The sequence below is a fragment of the Pseudomonas sp. IT-232MI5 genome (genome assembly GCF_949767845.1).
Classification (GTDB): Bacteria; Pseudomonadota; Gammaproteobacteria; order Pseudomonadales; family Pseudomonadaceae; genus Aquipseudomonas.
The window spans coordinates 52,902-75,631 of record NZ_CATKQE010000003.1; the positions used below are offsets into that span (position 1 = coordinate 52,902).

Here is a 22,730-nt window from a genome sequence, read left to right on the forward strand (position 1 = left end):
ACATCGTGAATCCGGTTGCCGTCAGGCCCGAACCATTTTCAAAAGGTGCTGTTGAGTGTTGAAAATTGCCGTGGCTTTTTTCGGGATCCCGAGAAATTCGACAATCTGCTTCCCCTCTATCGAACAGAACGTTCTTGCGCAGTTGCCTGCGGGCAGCGACGTTAAGTGCTTCTACCATCTGTACAAGATCGATGAGGTGCAGAACACGCGGTCCGGCGAGAAGGGTGAACTGAAGGCGGACAATTACCAGCCGTTCGAGTCGATGACCGGCACGCTCACCTCGACCGAAGGTGTGCTGGAGCGCTGGGATTTCGAGCAGGTCAAAGCACAGGGCGACACTTGGGCCGATGACTATGCGTCGCTGCGTAATCTGATCTATCAGCTCAACTCGTTGCACACCGTGACCTCGATGATCGAATCCTTCGATCCGGATTTCGTTGTGTTCGTGCGCCCGGACAATTTCTTCCACACCGCGCTGCCCGGCTATGTGTTCAATCATCCGCAGGCGCGGCGACACAACGCCTACATTCCTGATTGGCAGTGGTGGGGTGGTTTGAACGACCGTTTCGCGGTTTGCGGGCGCGATACCTATGTCGCGTACGGCAAACGGGTCGAGCGCATTTTCGATTTCTGCAAGGCGACAGGTCGCAAGCTGCATTCCGAGCGCTTGCTCAAATATGCGTTGCAGCAGGTGGATGCCAAAATCTGCACACTGCCGACTCAGGCATCACGAGTGCGCATTACCGGCGCATTTGCCGAGGAGTCGTTCTCGCCCAAGCGCGGCATGGGCAAGCGCGAAAACCGCTACTTCCATTTCTTCGCCGCGTTGCGCACGTGGTGGGATCGCCGCCGCTAAACCGCTATTTGGCGGTTTTTTTGCCCAGCCCGACCAAACGCAGCGCCTTGATGCTCAACTGCTTGAGCCCCTGACGCGGGGCTTTCGCCGGTTGCAGACCCTGTTGCACCAGCCAGTCCTTCCAGCGAATCCGCTCCTCGCGCACGACCCAGCCGGTTTGTGTCGCAAAGCTCTCGGCCAGATACAGACCTCGGGTGCTGGCCGGCACCAGTTTGTCGCGCTTGAGCGTGTATAGCTCGGCCAGTGGCGCGCCGTCCTTGAGTGGCATCAAGTACAGGTCGGGGCGCTTGCGGTCGAGTCTGGCCACCAGTTGATCACCTTCCAGACGCTCGTCGACGTGGAACAGACTCAGGGACTTGGCTTCCTTGGGCACATCCAGGCGCAAGTCGTAGATCAATTGCAGTGACGCGGTCGGCAGGTGTACGTAGGCCCGAGGCCGTTCGAGCAATTGCAGATTGGCGCTACGGATCGGTCGCGCTGAGCCGGACAATGGGGTCAGGCGAAACGGCAGGGCTTCGCGATAATGCAGAGCTGCAGAGTAGGGGGCTGGCAGCCAGGTGTCGTTGAAGCGCCCGCCGAGCCAGCCTTCCGGTGTCTCGAGCAAACACTCTTCAGCAATTTCCTGAATGGCCGTGTGTAGCGGGATATTCAGCTCATGAGCCGGCACGTAACCGGAAATCAATTTGAGCACGACGTCGCCACGGTCCTGTCGGCGCTGGCGCACCAGCACCCAATAATCGCGATTCTGCCAATGCAGGGTCAGACGTACCGAAACGCCGAGATTGGCCAGCTCCAGCGAGAAGCGCTCAGTGTCGGCCACGCTCACCGGTTTGCGCCGCTGCAAGGTCTGCGCGAAGTTCAGCGGCATGCCGACGCTCTGATAGGTCAGGCCTTCGGGGGTGGCTTCGACGTACAGCGGCAGGGTCTTGAAGTTGCTCGGGTTCTTTCTGATGAGCGTGCGCGGCATATCGGCTCCTGCTTAAGGCCGCGAGGCGGCGTCAGTGACCACGTAGGACCTGGGCAACGGTCGCAACGTTGTGGGCGAGGTGCAGCGGATTGATCGTGCCGACAATAGCACTGGCCACGCCAGGCTGTGCGAACAGCAATTCGAAGCTGGCGCGCACCGGGTCGACGCCCGGGCTCAGGCAGACATGACCGCTGGCCAAGGCTTTTTTCACCAGAATGGCTTTGCCGTGGACAGCAGCATAGTCAATGACAGCTTTCTCGTTTTGTTCGTTCAGATTGTAGGTGACCATTGCGCAGTCACCTTGCTCCAGTGCCTTGAGGCCACCTTCGACGGTTTTTCCGGAAAAGCCGAAGCCGCGAATCTTGCCTTCGGCCTTGAGCGCCGCGAGGGTGGCGTACACCTCTTCGTGCTCGAGAATTGCCATGTCGTTGCCGTCGGAATGCACCAGCACCAGGTCGATAAAATCGGTTTCAAGACGTTGCAGGCTGCGTTCCACCGACATTCGTGTGTGTGCTGCACTGAAATCGTGGCGCGACAGACCATCGGCAAACTCTTCGCCGACCTTGCTGACGATTACCCAGTCCTGACGCTGGCCACGCAGCAGCGGGCCGAGACGCTCTTCGCTGCGGCCATAGGCCGGGGCGGTGTCGATCAGGTTGATGCCCAATTCCCGCGCCTGACGCAGCAGCATGCGCGCTTCGTCGTCGCCGGGAATCTGAAAACCGTTGGGGTATTTCACGCCTTGGTCACGGCCGAGTTTGACCGTGCCCAGACCCAGTGGCGAAACCATCAGGCCGGTGCTGCCCAACGGTCGATGAAGGTCGTGCAGATTGGCAATGGTCATGGCAGCAGTTGCTCCCAGGCGGGAACGCCCATGGGTGGTTTTGGCAGCGCCGGCAAAGGTTCGGCGGCTTGCGGCTGGATGCCGTCGCGCTCGAGAGAGGCGATGACCCGGTCAGCGAAGTCCGGTGCCAGCGCCAGTTTGGTTGGCCAGCCGACCAGCAAGCGCCCCTGCTCGGCGAGAAAGGCGTTGTCCGGGCGTGTCAGCCCGGTTTGCAGTGGTTCGGCACGGTCAACCCGCAGGGTCGCCCATTGCGTGGCGCTGAGGTCGATCCACGGCAGCAACTGTGCGATCTCTTTCTGCGCGGTGGCGATCTGCTCGGCCGGCTCGCGGTGCACGCCTTCGCTTTCGGCGATGTCGCCGCCCATGTACCAGACCCATTGGCCGTCAGCCGCCGGGTGTGTGGTTACGGTGATCCGCGGTTTGCTGCCGCCACCCAGGCAGTGGGCGTACAACGGTTTCAGGCCCGGGCCTTTGGCGAGGATCATGTGCAGCGGCCGGCGTTGCATGGCCGGCTGGCTCAGACCGAGGTCTTCAAGCAGTTGGGCGGTACCCGCGCCGGCGCTGAGGACGATGCGCTGAGCGCGAATCTCGCGGCCGTCGACTTGCAACCCGACCAGCACGCCCGCTTCCAGCAACGGCTCGATGGTTTGCCCGGCGAGCAGGCCATCGCCGGCCAGATCGGCCAGACGCTGGATCAGGCTTGGCACATCCACGACCAGTTCGGCGAGACGATAGACCTTGCCCTTGAAGCGCTTGTCTTGCAGGGCTGGCGGCAGTTGCTCGCCCTTGACCTGATCAACGCGGCCGCGCACCGCTTTGCTGGCGAAGAAACTGGTGAGGTTGCCGGCGAGGGTCCCCGGCGACCACAGGTAATGGGCCTCGGACAGCAGGCGCACACCGGACAGGTCCAGCTCGCCATTGCCGGCCAGCGCTTCACGCCAGCGGCGCGGCATGTCGGCGATGGCTTCCGAGGCGCCGGTCAGAGCACCGTGCAGCGCGTATTTGGCGCCGCCGTGGATGATGCCCTGGGATTTAACGCTTTGCCCGCCGCCGAGGCTGGCACTTTCCACCAGCACGGTCGAAAAACCCTGGCGGCGCAGACGCGCGTTCAACCAGAGGCCGGCGACACCAGCGCCGACAATCAGAACGTCGGTGGAAATAACGGATGGCATGCAACGACCTCAGTGTTCAAGACGAGGGCGCAGTATACAGACTCGGGAAAGGGGCGGATTTGTCGATGATCAACAGGCCGAACACAAATCCAAATGTGGGAGCGAGCCTGCTCGTGATAGCGGTGTACCAGACACACACACACACAAGTGTTGAATGAAAGACCGCTATCGCGAGCAGGCTCACTCCTACAAGGGAATGTGGTTGGGCTTTAGTGCCCGGCAGTTTTCGAGAACAACTGGATCACGACGACGCCCAGCACGATCAACGCCATCCCCAGCATCGCCGGGATATCCAGTTTTTGCCCGTAGATAAACAGCGCCGCGACGCTGACCATCACAATGCCCATACCCGCCCAGACCGCATAGGCAACGCCGACCGGTACGGTGCGCACCACCAGCGTCAGCATCCAGAACGCAATCGCGTAACCGACGATGACCAGCACTAGCGGCAGGGGGGTGCTGATGCCTTTGACGGCCTTCATCGATACGGTGGCGATCACTTCGGCGCAGATGGCAATGGCCAGGTAGGCGTAGGCGTTCATGGTTCAGATCCTCAATGTAAAACGTTGCTTGCTGAGGCGGCATTCTAGTGATTCACCAGATGGGGTAAAGTCATTACCTATCTGTTCTGAAGATGGGTTGGCGAATCAGCATGCAGTGGAATCTGGATCAACTTCGGGTGTTTGTCGATGTGGCCGAACATCGCTCGTTTTCCGCCGTGGCGCGCCAGCAGCGCAAGGCGCAATCGGCGATCAGCAACGCTGTTGCCATGCTTGAAGAAGATCTGGGCGTGAGCCTGTTTGAGCGTAGCAGCGGTCGCCAGCCAAGCCTTACTGAAGCGGGCGAAGCATTGCTCGAAGAAGCGCGGGAAGTCCTGCGCCAGTGTGAGCGTCTGAATGGCCGGGCGATGGCAATGATGCGTGGTCAGGAAGCGCAACTGCGCGTGGCCCAGGACGAGGCGATGCCCTATCAGGCGCTGGTGGAAAGTTTCGGTGAACTGGCCGAGCAATTCCCCAGCCTTGAAGTGCAACTGACCAGCGCCGCGCAAGGCGAGGTCGCGCGAAAACTGGTCGAACGTCGCGCCGACCTCGGCCTGCTTTTCTATCACGATGAAATCCCCGAGGCCTTGGAGCGCCGCGTCCTCGGCAGCGTGGAGATGGTCACGGTCTGTGGCATCAAGCACCCGCTGGCGGCGCAGTCCTATGTGACCTGCCAACAACTGGCGCAACACCGACAATTGCTGATGTCGACGCAAACCAGCGTCTATCCCGGCAACGAGCCGGCCAGCCCGCAGGTGTGGCGCGCCGACAGTTTCTACGTGATGTCCGAATGGCTGGTGCGCGATCTGGGCTGGGCCTGGTTGCCACGCCACGTGGTGCAGTACTCGGCGTATCAGGGCTTGATGGTTGAACTCGACAGTGAGTGGACGCCGCCGGCGCTGGTGGTTGAGCTGGTCTGGCGCCGCGACGAACCGCTCGGCCCGGCCGCGCGTTGGCTGGCCGAACGTTTTGCCGTGCACTTGCGGGCGATCGGTGGCAAAAGTCGATAAACTCCGCCGCCATGAATAGAACTCTCTACACCGCGCTGTTTTACCTGGGGCTGCCATTGGTGGCGATTCGGCTATGGCTGCGGGCGCGCAAGGCGCCGGCGTATGCCAAGCGGATTGGCGAACGTTTTTCCTACGGCATGCCGAGGTTGCAACCCGGCGGCATCTGGGTGCACGCGGTATCGGTGGGCGAAAGCATCGCTGCCGCACCGATGATCCGCGCTTTGTTGCAACGTTATCCACAGTTGCCAATTACCGTGACCTGCATGACCCCGACCGGGTCGGAGCGGATTCAGGCGCTGTTCGCCAACGAGCCGCGCATTCAGCATTGCTATCTGCCCTACGACTTGCCGTGTGCGGCGTCGCGTTTTCTTGATCGCGTTCAGCCCAAGCTTGCGGTGATCATGGAAACCGAGTTGTGGCCTAACCACATTCATCAGTGCGCCAAGCGTGGAATTGCGGTGGCGCTGGCCAACGGACGTTTGTCCGAGCGCTCCGCACGCGGTTATGGCCGCTTCAGCAAGCTGACCGCGCCGATGCTGGCCGAGATGAGTTTGTTCGCCGTGCAGACCGAAGCCGAAGCCCAGCGCTTCCGCGATCTGGGTGCGCGTGCGGAAACAGTCGAAGTCACCGGTTCGATCAAGTTCGACCTGACCATCGACCCGCAACTGCTGCAACGCGCGGCCGAACTGCGCGGGCAGTGGCAGGCGCTGGAGCGCCCGGTGTGGATCGCCGCCAGCACCCACGAAGGCGAAGACGAAGTGGTGCTCGATGCCCATCGCCGCTTGCTGACCAATCATCCGGATGCCCTGCTGATCCTGGTGCCGCGTCACCCGGAACGTTTCAACTCGGTGTTCGAACTGTGTCAGCGCGAAGGTTTTGCCACGGTGCGACGCTCGACCGCAGCTCAGGTCGATGCAAAGACTTCAGTACTGCTCGGCGACACCATGGGCGAATTGTTGTTTCTCTATGCCTTGGCGGACAGTGCGTTTGTCGGCGGCAGCCTGGTGCCTAACGGTGGGCACAACCTGCTGGAGCCGGCAGCCTTGGCCAAACCGGTGATCAGCGGCCCGCACCTGTTCAACTTCCTCGACATCGCCGCGCAAATGCGTGAAGCCGGAGCGTTGGCCGAAGTGGATGATGCCGAAGGGCTGGCGGTGGAGGTGCAGCGCTTGTTCGAATTGCCGCGTGATGCGCAGCGTATGGCCGACGCCGGGCTGGCGGTGATGCGCCGCAATCAGGGCGCGTTGCAGCGCTTGCTGGATGGCTTGGGAAGATTGATCAATTAAGCAAAAAGATCGCAGTCTTCGGCAGCTCCTACATTGGAATCCGTTTCCTGTAGGAGCTGCCGGAGGCTGCGATCTTTTGTTTTTAAGGCTTAAGGCCGGGCCTTGAGCTGCGCCTCGGCGGCCTTGGCCAGATCCGGCGGGAGGAAATCCTTGTCTGGGTTGTAATCGGCCTTCAGATACCGCCGCAGATCTTCCAGGTCACCCGGGTTCAGTGTCCCCGCCGCCTGCTTCAAACGCAGGTTGTCGAGGATGTAGTCATAACGCGTGTTGTTGTAATTGCGCACCGAGGTGTACAGCTGACGCTGCGCATCGAGCACGTCAACGATGTTGCGCGTACCGACCTGATAACCGATCTCGGTGGCTTCCACTGCGCTCTGGTTGGAAATGATCGACTGACGACGCGCCTGCACTTGCTCGACGTCGGTGTTCACCGCACGGTGCAGGTTGCGGGTGTTCTCGACGATCTGCCTGCGTAGGGATTCGCGCTGTTGTTCGCTCTGATTCAGTTGCTCATACGACTGGCGCACTTGCGAGCTGGTCAACCCGCCGCTGTAGATCGGGATGTTCAGTTGCAAGCCGACTGTGCTCTGCTCGACGTTGCCGTGATAAGGCGTGCCGAACGAGTTCGGATTGGCAAATCCCAGCGCATCGTTGTCACCCTTTTCGTATTTGGCCACGGCGTCGAGGGTTGGCAAATGGCCGGCCTTGCGCTGCTTCAACGTTTCTTCGGCCGAGCTGACGGCGAAGTTGCTCGCCAGCAGGTTAAGGTTCTGTTTCGCCGCTGTGTCGACCCACGCCTTGGCATCGTTCGGCGCCGGCGGCAGGATCGGCAGCGTATGGACGATGCCCTGAATCGAGTTGTACTGGCGGTTGGTCAGGGTGATCAGCGCTTCGAAGGCATCATCGACCTGACGCTGGGCAACGATGCGGTTGGCCCGTGCGGTGTCGTAACTGGCTTGCGATTGCAGCACGTCGGTCTTGTCCGACAGGCCGACATCGAAGCGTTCGTTGGACTGGTCGAGTTGGCGCTTGAACGCGGCTTCTTCGGCCTTGGTCGAGGCGAGGTTGTCCTGGCTGCGCAGCACGTTGAAATAGCTTTCGGCCGATTGCAGGATCAGGTTCTGCTCAGTCGCCGACAGTTGCAGGGCGGCTTGCTCGTTGACGTCCTTCGCGGCCTGGTACTGGAACCAGCGATCGGCGCGGAACAATGGCTGGGCCAGAGTCGCTTGATAAGAGTGAGCGCTGCGATTGGCAGTGGCCGAGGGTTGATCGATCGACGTGCGCACATTGGCCACTTCGGCACCGCCCGACAGGTTCGGCAGCAGACCGGCGCGGGCCTGTGGCACGACTTCTTTCTGCGCACCGTACTGAGCGCGGGCGGCGGCCAGGTCGGCATTGTTGTCGACCGCTTCCTGATAGACGCTGACCAGATCGGTTTTGGTCGACAAGGGCGCTTCTGCTGCCCAGGCCATTGCGTTGGACGCACAAGACACGGCAACAGCCAGTGAGAGTTTGCGCAGCATGAGGCGATCCCTAGCATTAATATTATGGAAGTAATCCGGGCGCCAAAGGTAAGGCGCAAGCCCCGCAGCGTCAAGGCGTGGCGGGGCAAAGCGAGTGTAGTTGCGCAAATCGATCACAACAATCGGCCCAACCTGTGTATTTGCGCCATTCATCATGGTGTTTGCTGCGGTGTTGGCGTTCTTTGCCGGTTGTGTCTAGACTGGCCGGGTTCTTGTCGGGGTGCCTTGCTATGAGGCTGAGATCGAATAATTTCGGATCCCGTTGAACCTGATCAGGTTAGCGCCTGCGTAGGGAACAAGATTTCTCGTCACCCGGCGAGTCCTCTTGTGCTTCGTCCGGGAAATTGTTCGACAATCGAACGCTCGACGACGATGCACAGCACCGGTCCTGGTGCGTCCGTGCCTTTCAGGTTCTGCTCCGACAATCCACTGCCTGGATGCTGTCTGGAGAGCCCGTGATGACTACAAAATCAAAAAACGCGATCAACCTGAGTGACTCGGCCAAGGTCGACGAGCAATCGGTCAAGCCGTTCACCCGTTCGCAAAAAGTCTACGTTCAGGGCTCGCGCCCGGACATCCTCGTGCCGATGCGCGAAATCACCCTTGATGTGACCCCGACTGACTTCGGCGGTGAAATCAACGCACCGGTCACCGTTTACGATACCTCGGGCCCCTACACCGATCCGAACGTGGTGATCGACGTACGCAAAGGCCTGGCCGATGTGCGTTCGGCGTGGATCGATGACCGTGGCGACACCGAGCGCCTGGCGGGTCTGAGTTCCAACTTTGGTCGCGAGCGCCTCGCCGATCCGGAACTGACCAAGCTGCGCTTTGCCCACGTCAACAACCCGCGCCGCGCCAAGGCTGGGGCCAACGTCACGCAAATGCACTATGCGCGTCAGGGCATCATCACGCCCGAGATGGAATTCGTCGCCATCCGCGAAAACATGAAGCTTGAGGTGGCCCGCGCCGCCGGCCTGCTGGATCAGCAACACCCGGGTCACAGCTTCGGCGCCAGCGTGCCGAAAATCATCACCCCTGAATTTGTCCGTGAAGAGATCGCCCGTGGCCGCGCAATCATTCCGGCCAACATCAACCACACCGAACTGGAACCGATGATCATCGGCCGTAACTTCCTGGTGAAGATCAACGGCAATATCGGCAACAGCGCGTTGGGTTCGTCCATCGAAGAAGAAGTGGCGAAACTGACCTGGGGCATTCGCTGGGGCGCGGACAACATCATGGACTTGTCCACCGGCAAGCACATTCACGAAACCCGCGAGTGGATCATCCGTAACTCGCCGGTGCCGATCGGCACAGTGCCGATCTATCAGGCGCTGGAAAAAGTCGGCGGCGCGGCCGAAGACCTGACCTGGGAGCTGTTCCGCGACACGCTGATCGAGCAGGCCGAGCAGGGCGTCGACTACTTCACCATTCACGCCGGCGTGCTGCTGCGTTACGTGCCGCTGACCGCCAAACGCGTGACCGGTATCGTTTCCCGTGGCGGTTCGATCATGGCCAAGTGGTGCCTGGCGCATCACAAGGAAAACTTCGCCTACACGCATTTCGAAGAAATCTGCGAAATCATGAAAGCCTATGACGTCAGCTTCTCGCTGGGTGATGGCTTGCGTCCGGGGTCGATTGCCGACGCCAACGATGCTGCTCAATTCGGCGAACTGGAAACCCTCGGCGAACTGACCAAGATCGCCTGGAAACACGACGTGCAAACCATGATCGAAGGCCCGGGCCACGTGCCGATGCAGTTGATCAAAGAGAACATGGACAAGCAGTTGGAGTGCTGCGATGAGGCGCCGTTCTACACCCTCGGCCCGCTGACCACCGACATTGCGCCGGGCTACGACCACATCACCTCGGGTATCGGTGCGGCGATGATCGGCTGGTTCGGTTGCGCGATGCTCTGCTACGTGACGCCGAAGGAACACTTGGGTCTGCCGAACAAGGATGACGTGAAGACCGGGATCATCACTTACAAGATCGCCGCGCACGCAGCGGACTTGGCCAAAGGGCATCCGGGCGCACAGATTCGCGACAACGCCTTGAGCAAGGCGCGTTTCGAGTTCCGTTGGGAGGATCAGTTCAACCTGGGTCTGGATCCGGATACCGCGCGTTCGTATCACGATGAAACCCTGCCGAAGGATTCGGCGAAGGTCGCGCATTTCTGTTCGATGTGCGGGCCGAAATTCTGCTCGATGAAGATCACTCAGGAAGTCCGCGAGTATGCGGCCAACCAGCGGATCGACGCGGTCGACGTGGACGTCGCCCAAGGCCTGGCGGAACAGGCCGAGCGGTTCAAGAAGGAAGGCAGTCAGCTGTACAAAAAGGTTTGAGCCCGTACTGATCGTTCCCACGCTCTGCGTGGGAATGCAGCCCGTGACGCTCCGCGTCACTGGTCCCTAGAGGCATTCCCACGCGGAGCGTGGGAACGATCACAACAAGTGTCCCTCTGAGATAACACCCTTGAGCATTCAACCCAGCACTTATTCCCCCGACCTCGCCGTACCCGCCGACAAGCGTGTATTCGGTGGTCGCGATCTGTTTTCCTTGTGGTTCTCCCTCGGCATCGGCCTGATGGTTTTGCAGACCGGCGCATTACTCGCGCCAGGTCTGGGCCTGTCCGGTTCGCTGCTGGCGATTTTCCTCGGCACGTTGGTCGGCGTACTGTTGCTGGCCGCCGTTGGCGTGATCGGCAGCGACACCGGTCTGTCCTCGATGGCCGCGCTGAAACTCAGCCTCGGCAGCAAAGGCGCGAGCCTGCCGGCGCTGCTCAACCTGCTGCAACTGATTGGTTGGGGCTCGTTCGAAATCATCGTCATGCGCGACGCTGCCAGCCTGCTCGGCACCCGCGCGTTCAGCGAAGGTTCGCTGTGGTCGAACCCGGTTTTGTGGACACTGTTTTTCGGCGCGCTGGCGACGTTGCTTGCTGTTAGCGGGCCGCTGACTTTTGTGCGGCAGATCCTGCGCAAGTGGGGCATCTGGCTGCTGTTGGCGGCGTGCCTGTGGCTGACCTGGAACCTGTTTGCCAAAGCCGATCTGGCCGATCTCTGGTCGCGTGCCGGTGACGGTTCGATGCCATTCGCTGTGGGCTTTGACATTGCCATTGCGATGCCGCTGTCGTGGCTGCCGCTGATCGCCGACTACTCGCGATTCGGCAAGCGTGCGAAGAATGTTTTTGGTGGCACTGCGGTTGGTTTCTTTATCGGCAACTTCTGGCTGATGAGCCTTGGCGTCGCTTACACGCTTGCGTTCGCGCCGAGCGGTGAAGTCAATGCGTTGCTGCTGGCACTGGCCGGTGCAGGTCTGGGCATTCCGCTGTTGCTGATTCTGCTGGATGAGTCGGAAAACGCCTTCGCCGACATTCACTCGGCAGCGGTTTCCAGCGGGATTCTGTTGCGCCTGAAAGTCGAGCATCTGGCCTTGGCCATTGGCGTGATCTGCACGCTGATCGCCCTGCTGGCGCCGTTGGCGCAGTACCAGAATTTCCTGCTGCTGATCGGCTCGGTGTTTGCGCCGCTGTTCGGCGTGGTGCTGGTGGATCACTTCATCCTGCGCAAGCGCAGCGCTCAGGTCGCTTTGGCGGCATTGCGCTGGCCGGCGTTGTTAGCGTGGCTGGGTGGTGTGAGCACCTACCACTTGCTGGCGAATCTGTATCCGGATGTCGGCGCAACCCTGCCGGCGCTGGTGCTGGCAGGGCTATTGCAACTAGTGCTCGGCCGGGCCTTCAGTTACGGCCGGGAAACAGCTCGGGCTTGAGAATGCCGTTCAGACGCGGATAAGGAATCTTCAGTTCGACGTGGCCCAGCGCGTAAGGCGCGATGGTGGTCACGTCGTACTTGAGGATCACGCCGCCATAGGTCAGCGCCACGTTCGGGGTCTTCACGAACGGCCAGTTCGCCACGAACTCCGGCTCCTGATCGAGCTTGGTGCTGATCAACCAACTGTTGTGCGCGACCTGCGCCGCTTTCCAGAACGCCTCTTCCTGACCCGGCACGAGCATGTCGGACAGGTTCAGCACCTTGTGCTGCTGGCGCGAATAGTTGATGAAACCGCGCCCCGGGGTGCCATGCGCACCGCCGGTGTCGAGGTAGCTCGACACCTCGATGATCACCAAGCCGTCATGCTGCTCGCGTACTTTCGCTTGCAGGTAGCTGCTGTTGCGCGGGCCGGCACTGGCCAGAAACTGCTCGCGATAGGCCGCCAGGGTTGGCGCTACCTGGGCGTTTTTCTCGGTGCGGGTCATTTGCAGCAGGCGTTTTTCGATGATGCCGTCCAGCGCAGGTTCGGCCGGGAAGCGCAGGGTGTCGATGTTCACCAGTGGGCAATCAGGGTTGGAACAGCCCGGTTTCAGTTGTTCCGATGCATCGCGGGTGGTTTCCAGCGGCGTGCGGTAGTTGGGCTGGAACAGGCTGGCGCACGCACCCAGAGTCAGGGCAATGGCGGCCACGGAGGCAATTTTGAAAAGCGACATGGGCGTCCTTTCGAAAGCAGGGGAAGGCAAAAAGATATCCGCTTCGACTCTCGCAGAAGCAGTCAGTTCGCCACTAAGCTAATTAGAGTGGGTTTCGCCTCCACCGTCCATCCCGCTGACGGTAAAGGGGCTGCATCAAACGGTGCGGGCGCGTTAGGATGGCGCGAAGTCGAGGTTGCCAGTAACAAGCGGCAACTCGTAATGGATCTGCAGTAAAGAGGATGCTCATGACTGATTTTGCCAACGCCATTCCGACCACCGTCGACGTCGTGCGACGCGAGCGCTGCTACGAGGGTTTTTACAAACTCGACCGTTTGCACCTGCGTCATGAATTGTTCGCCGGTGGCATGAGCCGCGAGATCAACCGTGAAGTCTTTGTACGCCACGATGCCGTGTGTGTGCTGCCTTACGATCCGCAGCGCGACGAGGTGGTGTTGATCGAGCAGTTTCGCGTCGGCGCCATGGGCAAGACCGACAACCCGTGGCTGGTCGAACTGGTCGCTGGTCTGATCGACAAGGCCGAAGTGCCGGAAGAAGTTGCTCACCGCGAGGCGCAGGAGGAAGCTGGGCTGGACATCAAGGCCCTGTGGCCGATGACCAAGTATTTCCCGTCGCCGGGCGGCAGCAACGAGTTCGTGCATTTGTATCTGGGGCGTTGCAGCACTGACGGCGTTGGCGGCCTGCATGGCCTGGAAGAAGAGGCAGAAGATATCCGCGTCACGGTCTGGGCCTTTGAAGATGCCTTGCAGGCCGTCCGTGACGGTCGCATTGCCAACGCGGCGAGCATCATCGCTTTGCAGTGGCTGGCGCTGAACCGCGCCGAAGTGAGGGGGTTATGGTCGTAAACAAGTTGCGCGATCGTTATCGAGTCGACCTCGCGGGGCTGCAAGCCGCCTGCGAGGCCAACTACGCGCGCCTGATGCGACTGCTGCCGGACATGCGCAACGAGCCCGAGGCGCGGCGCATCGCCGTGACCCAGGGCGAGCAGATGCTCGGCGTGCTGGCCCTCGAAGTGCTGCAAACCTGCCCATACACCACAACGTTGCAAGTGCGTCAGGAACACAGCCTGCCGTGGCTGCCGGTGCCGCAACTGGAAGTGCAGGTCTATCACGACGCGCGCATGGCCGAAGTGGTCAGCGCCGAACATGCACGACGCTTTCGCGGCATCTATCCTTACCCGAACGCGGCCATGCATCAGCCAGATGAAAAGGCCCAGCTCAATCTGTTCCTGGGGGAATGGCTGAGTCATTGCCTGGCGTTGGGGCACGAGTACGAAGTCGTACGCTAGTTGTGAACTGCGTCCGGTTCGGCAGTTTCCTCTTTCAGTGATCCCCCAGCATAATTGCGCCACTATCGATTCCGTGCTTTTGCCTTGGGAGAGCGCCTTGCCGAGCGTATCCACGTTGACCTCCGCCGATTCGCCGCTGCTGGTGCAGTTGTCCGACAGCCATCTGTTCGCTGAAGCGCACGGTACGCTGCTGGGCATGAACACCCGCGAGAGCCTGCAACAGGTGATCGAGTTGGTGCTGGAGCAGCAGCCGCAGATCGACCTGATTCTGGCCACCGGCGATATCTCGCAGGACGGCACGCTGGCGTCGTATCAGCAGTTTCGCCAGATGAGCGCGCAGATCGCTGCCCCGGCGCGCTGGATTCCCGGCAATCACGACGAACCGATGATCATGGCCCAGGCCGCCGTGCAGAGCGCGTTGCTGGAGTCGGTAGTCGATATTGGTAACTGGCGGGTGACGCTGCTGGATTCGGCGGTGCCGGGTTCGGTGCCGGGGTATCTTCAGGATGATCAATTGCAGCTGCTGGCCCGCTCCCTGAGCGAAGCGCCGGAGCGCCATCATCTGGTTTGTTTTCATCATCACCCGGTGTCGATCGGTTGCGCGTGGATGGAGCCGATTGGTTTGCGCAATCCCGAGGCGTTTTTCGAGGTGCTGGATCGTTTTCCACAGGCTCGCGCGGTGTTGTGGGGGCATGTGCATCAGGAGATTGATCGTGAGCGCAATGGCGTGCGCTTGATGGCTTCGCCTTCGACCTGCATTCAGTTCGAGCCGGGGAGTGCGGATTTTAAGGTGGGGGAGCAGGCGCCGGGGTATCGGTGGTTGCGGTTGTTGCCGGATGGGCGAATTGAAACCGGCGTTGAGCGTGTGACTGGATTTGCTTTTACCGTTGATTACGGTTCCGAAGGTTACTGATTTTCGATCAAGAGCCCCTCACCCCAGCCCTCTCCCAGAGGGAGAGGGAGCCGACCGAGGTGTATTGCGTCATGCGCCGACCTGAAATACCGAGTCGATTATGGATTCGCCCAATCACTTTCAGGTCGGTGTAGTTCTTGAATATTCCCCATTCAGTCCCCTCTCCCTTTGGGAGAGGGCTAGGGTGAGGGCCGCCCCTGCTGAATAACCAATTTCTCGAAACCACCCCCAATCCGCTCTTCTCTCCCTGTAAACTCCGCAAACCCAAACCGACACCCAGGGAGCTCAAATGTCCGGTTCGATCCTCTATATCCACGGTTTCAACAGCGCCCCGGCCTCGAAAAAGGCTTGCCAGCTGGTCTCCGTGATGGAGCAGCTGGGTTTGAGCGACAAACTGCGTGTTCCGGCCTTGCATCACCACCCGCGTGAAGCCATCGGTCAGTTGGAACAAGCGATTGCCGAACTGGGCAGCCCGCTGCTGGTGGGAAGCTCACTCGGCGGCTACTATGCGACTCACTTGGCCGAGCGCCATGGCCTGAAAGCCCTGCTGGTCAACCCGGCGGTCAGCCCGCACCGGATGTTCGACGGCTATCTGGGCACACAGAAAAACCTGTATACCGATGAAACCTGGGAATTGACCCACGACCACGTCACGGCCCTGGCCGAACTGGAAGTGCCGGCGCCTCAGGACGCCCAGCGTTATCAGGTGTGGTTGCAGACCGGCGATGAAACACTGGATTATCGCCTCGCCCAGCAGTATTACCGCGCCTGTGCCTTGCGCATTCAGGCCGGCGGCGACCACAGTTTCCAAGGCTTTGCCGGGCAATTGCCGGCGTTGCTGAGTTTTGCCGGCATTGGTGCCGATGTGTATCAGGCAATCGATTTCACCGCACTGTGAAGTCTTGCCCCTATTTCATGAATGACTGACGACGAGACCCTATGGCCACTCCCAGCGCTAGCTCTTATAACGCCGACGCCATCGAAGTCCTCTCGGGCCTCGACCCGGTGCGCAAACGCCCCGGCATGTACACCGACACCAGTCGGCCGAACCACCTCGCCCAGGAAGTCATCGACAACAGTGTCGACGAAGCCCTGGCTGGCCACGCCAAATCGGTGCAGGTCATCCTGCACGCCGATCACTCGCTGGAAGTCAGCGATGACGGCCGTGGCATGCCGGTCGATATCCACCCGGAAGAGGGCGTATCGGGCGTCGAACTGATCCTCACCAAACTCCACGCGGGCGGCAAGTTTTCCAACAAGAACTACCAGTTCTCCGGCGGTTTGCACGGTGTGGGTATTTCCGTGGTCAACGCCTTGTCGACCGAAGTGCGCGTGCGCGTAAAGCGTGACGGCAACGAATACCAGATGACGTTCGCCGATGGCTACAAAGCCACCGAGCTGGAAATCGTCGGCACCGTCGGCAAGCGCAACACCGGCACCAGCGTGTACTTCGCGCCGGATCCGAAGTATTTCGATTCACCGAAATTCTCCATCAGCCGCCTCAAGCACGTGCTCAAGGCCAAGGCTGTGTTGTGCCCGGGCCTTTTGGTCAGCTTCGAAGACAAAGGCACCGGCGAGAAAGTCGAGTGGCACTACGAAGACGGCCTGCGCTCGTATCTGGTCGACGCCGTCAGCGAATTCGAACGCCTGCCGAACGAGCCGTTCTGCGGCGCTTTCGCCGGTAATAAAGAAGCGGTCGACTGGGCGCTGCTGTGGCTGCCGGAAGGTGGCGACGCGGTGCAGGAAAGCTACGTCAACCTGATCCCGACGGCGCAGGGCGGTACCCACGTCAACGGTTTGCGTCAGGGTTTGCTCGACGCCATGCGCGAGTTCTGCGAATTCCGCAGTCTGCTGCCGCGCGGCGTGAAGCTGGCGCCGGAAGACGTCTGGGAGCGCATCGCGTTCGTCCTGTCGATGAAAATGCAGGAGCCGCAATTCTCCGGCCAGACCAAAGAGCGTCTGTCGTCCCGTGAAGCGGCGGCGTTTGTCTCCGGTGTGGTCAAGGATGCGTTCAGCCTGTGGCTCAACGCCAACCCGGAAACCGGTCTGGCCCTGGCTGAGCTGGCAATCAATAACGCCGGTCGTCGTCTCAAGGCGAGTAAGAAGGTCGAGCGTAAACGCGTCACTCAAGGCCCCGCGTTGCCGGGCAAACTGGCCGACTGCGCCGGGCAGGATCCGATGCGTTCCGAACTGTTTCTGGTCGAAGGTGATTCCGCCGGCGGTTCCGCCAAGCAAGCGCGGGACAAAGAGTTCCAGGCGATCCTGCCGTTGCGCGGCAAGATCCTCAACACCTGGGAAGTCGACGGCAGTGAAGTGTTGGCCAGTCAGGAAGTGCACAACATCGCCGTGGCCATCGGTGTCGACCCGGGCGCGGCGGACATGAGCCAGTTGCGTTACGGCAAGATCTGCATCCTCGCCGACGCCGACTCCGACGGTCTGCACATCGCGACCTTGCTCTGCGCGTTGTTCGTCCAGCATTTCCGCCCGCTGGTGGATGCCGGTCACGTCTACGTCGCCATGCCGCCGCTGTACCGCATCGATTTGGGCAAAGAGATCTACTACGCTCTCGACGAAGCCGAGCGCGACGGCATTCTCGACCGCCTGGTCGCCGAGAAGAAACGCGGCAAACCGCAGGTCACCCGATTCAAAGGTCTGGGTGAGATGAACCCGCCGCAGCTGCGTGAAACCACCATGGACCCGAACACGCGACGTCTGGTGCAGTTGACGCTGGGCGAGGATTTTGCCGAAACCTCGGAAATGATGGACATGCTGCTGGCGAAGAAACGCGCCGGTGACCGCAAGACCTGGCTCGAATCCAAAGGCAACCTCGCCGAGGTGCTGGCCTGATGCGGTTTGGCTGGGCCTTGGCGGGTGTGTTGCTGCTGAGTGTGATGAGCGTGTCGGCCGAGCCTTTGCAGGAATTGCGCGTGCTCTCCGAACACCCCGTCGACGGCATGCGCGGCGGTAACCTGTCGGGGCTGGCCATGTGTGGCGGCGAGTTGTGGACGGTGTCGGACCGCGATGATGATCAGATCTATCGGCTCAATACCGCCGATCAGGTCTGGCAGGCCGAAGCCTTGCACATCGACGTGCCCCTGGTGCCGGAGACCGGTCTACCGTGGGGGTTGCGCTCGCGCAATTGGGCCGCATCGTTCGTGCGCGGTGGCGACCTGGATTTCGAAGGCATCAGTTGCGACAGCACCGGCAATCGCTACATTGTCAGCGAGGGCCATGCGGCGGTCTTGCAGGTGCCCGTCAGCGGCCCGGTCAACTGGCTGAAGATCTCGCCGATGATGGTTCGCGAAGCGCGGGCCAGCGGCATGCTCCTGCATTTCAATGCGATTTTCGAAGGCCTGGCGATCAGCCCGGCGGGCGATCAGATGTGGCTGGCCGCCGAGCGGCAAAGCCGTGGCTTGCTGCTGATCAAGCGCCAGCAGACAGTGTGGGATTGCGACGGTCGTTGCGTGCTGCTCAGCGAGGGCGGCAAGGAAATGCAGCCGCCGCAGTTCCCCAAGGCTAGAGCGGTCGACCGAGACTTTTCCGACCTTTCGTTGTTCAACGGCAAATTGTTTACCCTTGAGCGCAACGCTTTCCAGATTTGTCGGCGCGATGCGCAGACCGCCAAGGTCGAGCGTTGCTGGTCGTACGCCGCTGAACTGTTACAGGCCCACCGCCGTTATTCGCAGAACTTCGGGCTGGAAGAGGCGCTGATCGTTGACGCTGATGGTGCATGGGTCGGCGTCGACAATAATTTCGGCCCGCGGGCCGACGGTGAGGTTCGGCCGATCGTCTGGCGCTTCGCCGCACCTGATGGCGGCTGGAGCGCCAAGCCATGAGTCAACAGCCGCCGGGCAAGAGCGCCGGTCGGGTGCTGATGATTCTGGCGTGGTGCGCGGCGCTGTTTCTGGCGACGCGGTTTTTCGGCCAGTGGGAGCAACGTCAGCAGAATCCGAACGTCGTCGTCAGTTCGGAGCAGGGCGAAGGTTTTATCGAGGTGAAGCTGGCCGGCAACGCCCAAGGGCATTTTGTCGCCAGCGGTCAGATCAACGGTGAGCCGGTGGAGTTCATGCTCGACACCGGCGCGACCGATGTGGCGATCCCGGCGGATCTGGCCAAGCGTTTGAAACTGGAAGAAGGTTTCGGTGTGACCCTGAGCACGGCCAACGGCCTGAGCCAGGGCTACCGGACCAAAATCGACCGCCTGCAACTGGGCGACATCGTGCTGCGCGACGTCCGCGCACTGGTGGCGCCGGGGCTGCATGGCGATCAGGTGTTGCTCGGCATGAGCGCCCTGAACAAACTTGAATTTACTCAGCGCGGTGGCACCATGCTGCTGCGCCAGACAACGAACCGATGAGGCCTGCATGAGCAACCCCCTTGATCTCAGCCTGGACGGTGTAGAACGCCGCTCGCTGGCCGACTTCACCGAAAGTGCCTACCTCAACTACTCCATGTACGTGATCATGGACCGTGCCTTGCCGCATATCGGCGACGGCCTGAAACCGGTGCAGCGTCGCATCATTTATGCGATGAGCGAGTTGGGCCTGGACGCCGATTCCAAGCACAAGAAGTCGGCGCGTACCGTCGGCGACGTGCTCGGTAAATTCCACCCGCACGGTGACTCGGCGTGCTACGAAGCGATGGTGCTGATGGCCCAGCCATTCAGCTATCGCTATACGCTGGTCGACGGTCAGGGTAACTGGGGTGCGCCGGACGATCCGAAGTCCTTCGCCGCCATGCGTTACACCGAAGCGCGTCTGTCGCGTTATTCCGAAGTGCTGCTCAGCGAACTCGGCCAGGGCACTGCCGACTGGGGGCCGAACTTCGACGGCACCCTGCAGGAGCCGCTGGTGCTGCCGGCGCGCCTGCCGAACATTCTGCTCAACGGCACCACCGGTATCGCCGTGGGCATGGCCACCGACGTGCCGCCGCACAACCTGCGCGAAGTCGCCACCGCGTGCGTGCGCCTGCTCGATGAGCCGAAAGCCACGGTCGAGCAACTCTGCGAACACATTCAAGGCCCGGACTATCCGACCGAAGCAGAAATCATCACCCCGCGCGCCGACCTGCTGAAGATGTACGAAACCGGCAAGGGCTCGGTGCGCATGCGCGCCGTGTACCACGTCGAGGACGGCGACATCATCGTCACCGCGCTGCCGCACCAGGTGTCCGGTGCCAAGGTGCTGGAGCAGATCGCCGCGCTGATGCAGGCCAAGCCGTCAAAAGCCCCGCAGATCGCTGACCTGCGCGACGAATCCGACCACGAAAACCCGTGCCGCATCGTGATCATTCCGGTCAACAGCCGCGTCGATCACGAAGCGCTGATGCAGCACCTGTTCGCCAGCACCGAGCTGGAGTCGACCTACCGGGTCAACGTCAACATCATCGGTCTGGACGGCAAACCACAGCTGAAAAACCTCCGTGCCTTGCTGGTCGAGTGGCTGGAATTCCGCGTGCTGACCGTGCGTCGCCGCCTGCAATTCCGCCTCGACAAGGTCGAGCGTCGTCTGCACCTGTTGGACGGTTTGTTGATTGCCTACCTCAACCTCGATGAAGTGATCCACATCATCCGCACCGAGGAGCATCCGAAGGCCAAGCTGATCGAGCGTTTCGCCCTCAGCGAAATTCAGGCCGACTACATCCTCGACACCCGTCTGCGGCAGTTGGCGCGACTGGAAGAGATGAAGTTGCGCGACGAGCAGGACGAACTGCTCAAGGAACAAGCCAAGCTGCAAGCGCTGCTGGGCAGCGAAGCCAAGCTGAAGAAGCTGGTGCGCACCGAACTGCTGAAAGACGCTGAAACTTACGGCGATGACCGTCGCTCGCCAATCGTCGAGCGTGCAGAAGCCAAGGCGCTGACCGAGCACGATCTGCTGCCGAACGAGAAAGTCACCGTGGTGCTGTCGGAAAAAGGCTGGATCCGTTCGGCCAAAGGTCATGACATTGATGCTACCGGCCTGTCGTACAAGGCCGGCGACGGCTTCAAGACCTCGGCGGCGGGGCGCTCCAACCAGTCTGCCGTGGTGATTGACTCTACCGGCCGCAGCTATTCGGTCGCCGCGCACACGTTGCCGTCGGCGCGTGGTCAGGGTGAACCGTTGACCGGTCGTCTGACGCCGCCGCCGGGCGCCTCGTTCGAGTGTGTGCTGATGCCGGAAGACGATGCGTTGTACGTGATCGCCTCCGACGCCGGTTACGGCTTCGTGGTCAAAGGCGAAGACCTGCAAGCCAAGAACAAGGCCGGTAAAGCCCTGTTGAGCCTGCCGAACAACGCCAAAGTCATCGCGCCGCGTCCGGTAGCTGATCGTGAGCACAACTGGCTGGCCTCGGTCACGACCGAAGGTCGCCTGCTGATCTTCAAAATCAGCGATCTGCCACAATTAGGTAAGGGCAAAGGCAACAAGATCATCGGTATTTCCGGTGAGCGCGTGGCCAGTCGCGAAGAATATGTCACGGACATCGCGGTCATTCCGGAAGGCGCCACGTTGGTGCTGCAGGCCGGAAAACGCACCCTGTCGCTGAAGGCCGACGACCTCGAACACTACAAAGGTGAACGTGGACGTCGTGGCAATAAGCTTCCAAGGGGCTTCCAGAGAGTGGATGCGCTGCTCGTCGAAAACCTCAATTAGGCGTCCTAGAGGCGTCGATCCACGATTTAACGCGTAGATCGACGCTTTGGCGCTGGAGTCGGAACGCATATTCACGGATGATATGGCCTTTCCAAGCGCCGGCGTGGCTGAGCGTTCTTCATATTTATTGAGTATTTTCACTGTGGTCAGCCTTGTGGCGGCCACCTGGACGGGATGATGACAGCTCTGCGCCCCCTTATTTTCCTGCTCGCCGGCGTTTTGGGCCTGGCGGGTTGCAGCGTTCACCAGCCGGTGTCGCTGTATCAACTGGACAGCGGAAGTCCGGTTCAGCCTGCGCAAAGCGCAGGCATGGCGGTTTTGTTAGGCCCGGTAGTCGTAGCCGATTACCTGCAACGTGAAACATTACTGCAACGTCAACCAGACGGCAGTCTGCAAGCGGCGACCGACGGTCGTTGGGCTGGCAGCCTTTCGTCGGATATCGATCAGTTGCTGATGCGTCAGGTCGCTGGCCATCTGGACAGCCAACGTGTAGTGCTGGCACCGGCCACAACGGGGTTCACTCCGGATGTGCAGGTGTTGTTGACCATTACGCGTCTGGACTCTGGCCAGAAACAACCGGCGATACTTGATGCGCAATGGCGTTTGATCGACCGTCGTGGTCAGGTGCGCGATAACCGCATCGTTCACCTGCAAGAGCTGCATGCCGGCAGTACGGCTTCGCAGGTGCAGGCACAGGGTATTTTGCTGCAGCGTCTGGCCGAGCAATTGTCGGTGGCGCTGAAGCCGTTGGCCAATCAGCCGCCGGTGGCCGAGGCGCCGCGTAAATCGGCACCGAAGCCGGCGGCGCCAGCAGCGGAAGCCGAGAAGCAGCCGAAGATTCCGATGGCCTCGCCGATTCGGACAGATATGGAAGTGTTCCGCTTCTAAGCCTGGACCGAGTCAGAACAGGGCCCGCCTTGTGCGGGCTTTGTTGTGTCTGGGGTTTGGTAGGCAAGATCAAAAGCCCCTCACCCCAGCCCTCTCCCAGAGGGAGAGGGAGCCGACCGAGGTGTCTGGCGCTATGCATCGACCTGAAAGAGCTTGGCGATTATGGATTCGGTAGAGCAGGGGCGACCGTGGTGTCTGGCGTTATATATCGACCTGAAAGATCTTGGCGATTATGGATTCACCGCTGGGCGTTCAAGTCGCTGTAGGTCTTCAGTATTCCCGGATCGGTTCCCTCTCCCTCCGGGAGAGGGCTAGGGTGAGGGGCTTTT

The 22,730-nt window shown here is 60.9% G+C and carries 20 protein-coding genes and 1 riboswitch; of the genes, 14 read left to right on the forward strand and 6 right to left on the reverse strand.

All coding sequences use genetic code 11. The features are described 5' to 3' along the window. The first annotated feature begins 55 nt into the window (after nucleotides 1-55). Entirely contained in the window at nucleotides 56-856 is an 801-nt protein-coding gene (locus ACM6JQ_RS02890) for a hypothetical protein (RefSeq protein ID WP_123376885.1), read from the forward strand. 4 nt (nucleotides 857-860) lie between these two features. On the opposite strand, the gene ACM6JQ_RS02895 is transcribed toward ACM6JQ_RS02890, so the two are convergent. The 4 genes from ACM6JQ_RS02895 to ACM6JQ_RS02910 form a co-directional block, all read right to left on the reverse strand. Next, entirely contained in the window at nucleotides 861-1,823 is a 963-nt protein-coding gene (locus ACM6JQ_RS02895; RefSeq protein ID WP_414893196.1) for a metal ABC transporter ATPase, read from the reverse strand. A gap of 31 nt (nucleotides 1,824-1,854) precedes the next feature. Beyond that, nucleotides 1,855-2,667 carry an aldo/keto reductase gene (locus ACM6JQ_RS02900; RefSeq protein WP_123376886.1) on the reverse strand — a complete coding sequence of 271 codons (813 nt, stop codon included), beginning with the start codon at nucleotides 2,665-2,667 and terminating at the stop codon, nucleotides 1,855-1,857. Continuing rightward, nucleotides 2,664-3,839, reverse strand: a complete 1,176-nt coding sequence (locus ACM6JQ_RS02905; RefSeq protein WP_095113477.1) for an NAD(P)/FAD-dependent oxidoreductase — start codon at nucleotides 3,837-3,839, stop codon at nucleotides 2,664-2,666. Before ACM6JQ_RS02905 ends, ACM6JQ_RS02900 begins: the two co-directional genes overlap by 4 nt. Nucleotides 3,840-4,048: 209 nt before the next feature. Continuing rightward, entirely contained in the window at nucleotides 4,049-4,381 is a 333-nt protein-coding gene (locus ACM6JQ_RS02910; RefSeq protein ID WP_007915730.1) for a DMT family transporter, read from the reverse strand. Between the two features lie 104 nt (nucleotides 4,382-4,485). Here ACM6JQ_RS02910 and ACM6JQ_RS02915 point away from each other — a divergent pair, with 104 nt between their 5' ends. Further along, nucleotides 4,486-5,388 carry a LysR family transcriptional regulator gene (locus tag ACM6JQ_RS02915; protein ID WP_414893256.1) on the forward strand — a complete coding sequence of 301 codons (903 nt, stop codon included), beginning with the start codon at nucleotides 4,486-4,488 and terminating at the stop codon, nucleotides 5,386-5,388. A gap of 11 nt (nucleotides 5,389-5,399) precedes the next feature. Further along, a complete protein-coding gene (waaA, locus tag ACM6JQ_RS02920; protein WP_414893197.1) occupies nucleotides 5,400-6,674 on the forward strand; it encodes a lipid IV(A) 3-deoxy-D-manno-octulosonic acid transferase in 1,275 nt (424 codons plus the stop codon). 89 nt (nucleotides 6,675-6,763) lie between these two features. Here waaA and ACM6JQ_RS02925 read toward each other — a convergent pair whose 3' ends face one another. Then, nucleotides 6,764-8,197 carry a TolC family outer membrane protein gene (locus ACM6JQ_RS02925; protein ID WP_007915734.1) on the reverse strand — a complete coding sequence of 478 codons (1,434 nt, stop codon included), beginning with the start codon at nucleotides 8,195-8,197 and terminating at the stop codon, nucleotides 6,764-6,766. A gap of 206 nt (nucleotides 8,198-8,403) precedes the next feature. Then, a riboswitch (TPP riboswitch) is annotated at nucleotides 8,404-8,509 on the forward strand. Nucleotides 8,510-8,655: 146 nt separating this feature from the next. Here ACM6JQ_RS02925 and thiC point away from each other — a divergent pair. Beyond that, complete coding sequence (thiC, locus tag ACM6JQ_RS02930; RefSeq protein WP_007915736.1) at nucleotides 8,656-10,545, forward strand: phosphomethylpyrimidine synthase ThiC; 1,890 nt, start codon at nucleotides 8,656-8,658, stop codon at nucleotides 10,543-10,545. Between the two features lie 130 nt (nucleotides 10,546-10,675). Next, nucleotides 10,676-11,968 (forward strand): putative hydroxymethylpyrimidine transporter CytX, encoded by a 1,293-nt coding sequence (cytX, locus tag ACM6JQ_RS02935; RefSeq protein ID WP_414893198.1) that lies wholly within the window; start codon nucleotides 10,676-10,678, stop codon nucleotides 11,966-11,968. Here the strand turns inward: cytX and ACM6JQ_RS02940 are convergent. Further along, on the reverse strand, nucleotides 11,937-12,683 hold the full coding sequence (locus ACM6JQ_RS02940; RefSeq protein WP_007915753.1) for an RsiV family protein: 747 nt from the start codon (nucleotides 12,681-12,683) through the stop codon (nucleotides 11,937-11,939). The genes cytX and ACM6JQ_RS02940 overlap by 32 nt on opposite strands. A gap of 227 nt (nucleotides 12,684-12,910) precedes the next feature. Between ACM6JQ_RS02940 and ACM6JQ_RS02945 the strand changes: the two genes are divergently transcribed. The 9 genes from ACM6JQ_RS02945 (at nucleotide 12,911) to ACM6JQ_RS02985 (ending at nucleotide 22,401) form a co-directional block, all read left to right on the forward strand. Continuing rightward, a complete protein-coding gene (locus ACM6JQ_RS02945; RefSeq protein ID WP_007915755.1) occupies nucleotides 12,911-13,528 on the forward strand; it encodes an NUDIX domain-containing protein in 618 nt (205 codons plus the stop codon). Beyond that, on the forward strand, nucleotides 13,519-13,971 hold the full coding sequence (locus ACM6JQ_RS02950) for a DUF1249 domain-containing protein (RefSeq protein WP_095113480.1): 453 nt from the start codon (nucleotides 13,519-13,521) through the stop codon (nucleotides 13,969-13,971). Before ACM6JQ_RS02945 ends, ACM6JQ_RS02950 begins: the two co-directional genes overlap by 10 nt. 97 nt (nucleotides 13,972-14,068) lie before the next feature. Next, the gene (gene cpdA, locus ACM6JQ_RS02955; RefSeq protein WP_414893199.1) at nucleotides 14,069-14,884 is read left to right on the forward strand and encodes a 3',5'-cyclic-AMP phosphodiesterase; all 816 of its coding nucleotides are present in this window, start codon (nucleotides 14,069-14,071) and stop codon (nucleotides 14,882-14,884) included. Between the two features lie 289 nt (nucleotides 14,885-15,173). Beyond that, on the forward strand, nucleotides 15,174-15,782 hold the full coding sequence (locus ACM6JQ_RS02960) for a YqiA/YcfP family alpha/beta fold hydrolase (RefSeq protein WP_095113482.1): 609 nt from the start codon (nucleotides 15,174-15,176) through the stop codon (nucleotides 15,780-15,782). A gap of 41 nt (nucleotides 15,783-15,823) precedes the next feature. Beyond that, nucleotides 15,824-17,731 carry a DNA topoisomerase IV subunit B gene (gene parE / locus ACM6JQ_RS02965; RefSeq protein ID WP_007915770.1) on the forward strand — a complete coding sequence of 636 codons (1,908 nt, stop codon included), beginning with the start codon at nucleotides 15,824-15,826 and terminating at the stop codon, nucleotides 17,729-17,731. After that, complete coding sequence (locus tag ACM6JQ_RS02970; RefSeq protein WP_095113483.1) at nucleotides 17,731-18,720, forward strand: esterase-like activity of phytase family protein; 990 nt, start codon at nucleotides 17,731-17,733, stop codon at nucleotides 18,718-18,720. The genes parE and ACM6JQ_RS02970 overlap by 1 nt, the downstream gene beginning before the upstream one ends. Continuing rightward, nucleotides 18,717-19,241, forward strand: coding sequence for a TIGR02281 family clan AA aspartic protease (locus ACM6JQ_RS02975; RefSeq protein WP_095113484.1), 525 nt, complete (start codon nucleotides 18,717-18,719; stop codon nucleotides 19,239-19,241). Before ACM6JQ_RS02970 ends, ACM6JQ_RS02975 begins: the two co-directional genes overlap by 4 nt. A gap of 7 nt (nucleotides 19,242-19,248) precedes the next feature. Then, nucleotides 19,249-21,513, forward strand: coding sequence for a DNA topoisomerase IV subunit A (parC, locus tag ACM6JQ_RS02980; protein WP_414893200.1), 2,265 nt, complete (start codon nucleotides 19,249-19,251; stop codon nucleotides 21,511-21,513). A 177-nt stretch (nucleotides 21,514-21,690) separates the two neighbouring features. Continuing rightward, nucleotides 21,691-22,401 carry a membrane integrity-associated transporter subunit PqiC gene (locus tag ACM6JQ_RS02985; RefSeq protein ID WP_007915780.1) on the forward strand — a complete coding sequence of 237 codons (711 nt, stop codon included), beginning with the start codon at nucleotides 21,691-21,693 and terminating at the stop codon, nucleotides 22,399-22,401. The last annotated feature ends 329 nt before the right edge of the window (nucleotides 22,402-22,730 follow it).